Origin of the sequence: Nocardioides sp., from assembly GCF_031422975.1 — a bacterium.
Lineage (GTDB): Bacteria > Actinomycetota > Actinomycetes > Propionibacteriales > Nocardioidaceae > Nocardioides.
In genome coordinates, this window is record NZ_JANPEO010000537.1 from 1 (window position 1) to 2,139 (window position 2,139).

A 2,139-nucleotide genomic window follows, 5' to 3' on the forward strand; every position below is an offset into this window, starting at 1 on the left:
GCGCCCTCGTCGGGGGCGCCGCTTGGGACATGACCCGCGACGCCGAGTGGGGGGCGACCGACTGGGTGCGCCTCGTGCTGGCCAACATCGGCTCCGAGACCGACGCCTGGGGGGTCACCCGCATCCCGGCCATGGCCGCCACGGCCGTCGGCCGCTACAGCGACCCGGCTGCCCGCGACGCCCTCAAGGCCGAGTGGGAGCAGGGCATGCGCCAGCTGATGCTCGACGCCGAGCCCGGCAGCGACCAGCAGCTCACGTTCGCGCGCACCTACGTCGGTGCGGCTCGCAGCGACGCCGCACTCGACGAGCTCGTGGCGATCCTGGACGGTTCGTTCGTCGTCGAGGGCCTCGCCGTCGACCAGGACATCCGCTGGGGCCTGGTCGCGTCGCTCGCGCGTGCCGGTCGTTTCGGCGACCCGGAGATCGACGCCGAGCTCGCCCGTGACAAGACGATCGAGGGCCAGGAGAAGGCCGCCGGGGCGCGGGTGTCCCAGCCCACCGTGGAGGCCAAGGCGGCCGGGTGGGACGCGATCCTCGACCCCACGACGCCCAACGAGACGTCGAGCCAGATGGTGTTGTCGATCTTCCGCGCGGAGCAGGACGAGATCGTGGCGCCGTACGTCGAGAAGTACCTCACCGCCGCCGACACGGTCATCGACACCCTCGGCTTCCACAAGGCCTCGGTCGTCCTCGAGTACGGCTTCCCGCTCGCGGTGGGGTCCCCCGCCGTGGTGGCCCGCCTCGACGAGTGGCTCGCCGACAACAACGCACCCAAGGGTGCTCAGCGCTACCTGGCCGAGGCCCGTGACGACATCGTTCGCGCCCTCGCCGCGCAGGCCCGAGATGCCGAGTCGGCGTGAACCACCTGCCGAGTCGGCGTGAACCACCTGCCGAGTCGGCGTGAACCACTTCCAGTTGGCGCCGACTCGCTCGATAACTGGCGCCGACTCGGGCTCGGGTTGGCGCCGACTCGGTGTACGGCGAAGAGTCAGACGCCTGCGTGCAGGGTGTTCTGCGGGCGAGCGTGCTCGGCGAGCATCGAGATGCCGCGCTTGAGGCCGCCCACGAAGTCGTCGCCCGCGAAGTCGGTCTGCATGGCGAGGATCGCCAGCTCGACCTCGCGGTCGCTGAGGTGACGGCGCACCTCGGCGCCGGTCACGACCTCGATGACGCGGGCCGCAGGGTCCACCATCACGAGCACGCTGTGGGTCGGCGCGACGAGCGAGGTGTGCAACCGCTGGGCGTAGACCCGGGCATCGCCGTCAGCGCTGCCGATGAACACGGAGAACTCGAAGCGGCACGACTGCTCGGCGGCGCGGATGGCCTTGTCGAGGCCGGCGCGCTCGCGCGAGCTCAGGTCACCAGCTGCCATGAGCTCCACCCGTCTCGCTCGGAGAGGTCGCGTGGGACGCGAGCTCCTTGGCGCCAGGGCGGGGGCCGCCGATCCACTGACTCTCGACGCCACCACCGGAGGGCGAGATGTCTTCACCGCGGACCAGGGGCGGGACGTAGACGGCCAGGCCGATCAGGAGGAAGAGCAGCAGCGGCACCCCACCCAGCAGCAACAGGGCATGCAGCATGTTGACGTCGGCGGGGTCGCTCCAACCCTCGGCCGCATCCGCGTGAGCCGGGGCTGCGAGCAACGCCAGGCCCAGCGCGACGAGCGGGAGGCTGGCACGGGCGGCAAACCGGGCAGCGGTGGGGGGCACGAGCGTGATCACGGGGGACACGATATCCGCATCACCAACCCGGCCCGCGCCGCGGCCCGAGTCGTCTCGCTCACACCCGCAGGCCCATCGCGGCCGGGCGACTTGGGTTCGGCTCAGAAGTCGCCATACTGGCGGGCATGCTTTCGCTCTCCGACACCTGCGCCGAAGGCGAATCCATCTGTGACTGGGTCTTCACCGAGACAGGCAACCAGAAGCTCGCCACCAGCGCCGACTGGTTCGTCGGCAAACCGTTCGCCCTGCTCGGGCTGGCCATCTTGGGACTCGTCGTCCGCTGGCTGCTGCATCGCCTGATCGACCGGGTGGTGCAGCGAGCCGAGCTCGGCGGCCTCTCCGGCTCGATGAGGAAGGTCCCCTTCGCCGGTCGCATGACCGAGGCGCTCGTCCGCGCCGAGGCAGCGGGGGCCGGTCG

The 2,139-nt window shown here is 71.1% G+C and carries 3 protein-coding genes and 1 pseudogene; 2 read left to right on the forward strand and 2 right to left on the reverse strand.

The window, feature by feature from the left end:
- On the forward strand, positions 1–860 hold an 860-nt coding region (locus RMO85_RS15965), incomplete at its 5' end, for an ERAP1-like C-terminal domain-containing protein (RefSeq protein ID WP_310529710.1).
- A 128-nt stretch (positions 861–988) separates the two neighbouring features.
- On the opposite strand, the gene RMO85_RS15970 is transcribed toward RMO85_RS15965, so the two are convergent.
- Positions 989–1,372 (reverse strand): DUF5130 family protein, encoded by a 384-nt coding sequence (locus tag RMO85_RS15970; RefSeq protein WP_310529711.1) that lies wholly within the window; start codon positions 1,370–1,372, stop codon positions 989–991.
- The gene (locus RMO85_RS15975; protein WP_310529712.1) at positions 1,359–1,721 is read right to left on the reverse strand and encodes a hypothetical protein; all 363 of its coding nucleotides are present in this window, start codon (positions 1,719–1,721) and stop codon (positions 1,359–1,361) included. Before RMO85_RS15975 ends, RMO85_RS15970 begins: the two co-directional genes overlap by 14 nt.
- Before the next feature lie 125 nt (positions 1,722–1,846).
- Here RMO85_RS15975 and RMO85_RS15980 point away from each other — a divergent pair.
- Positions 1,847–2,139 (forward strand): annotated as a pseudogene (locus tag RMO85_RS15980) (hypothetical protein); the annotation flags it as partial.

Bases quoted from the DNA above. Each gene is read 5' to 3' on its own strand.
- RMO85_RS15970 (WP_310529711.1), bottom strand. From the start codon at position 1,372: ATGGCAGCTGGTGACCTGAGCTCGCGCGAGCGCGCCGGCCTCGACAAG.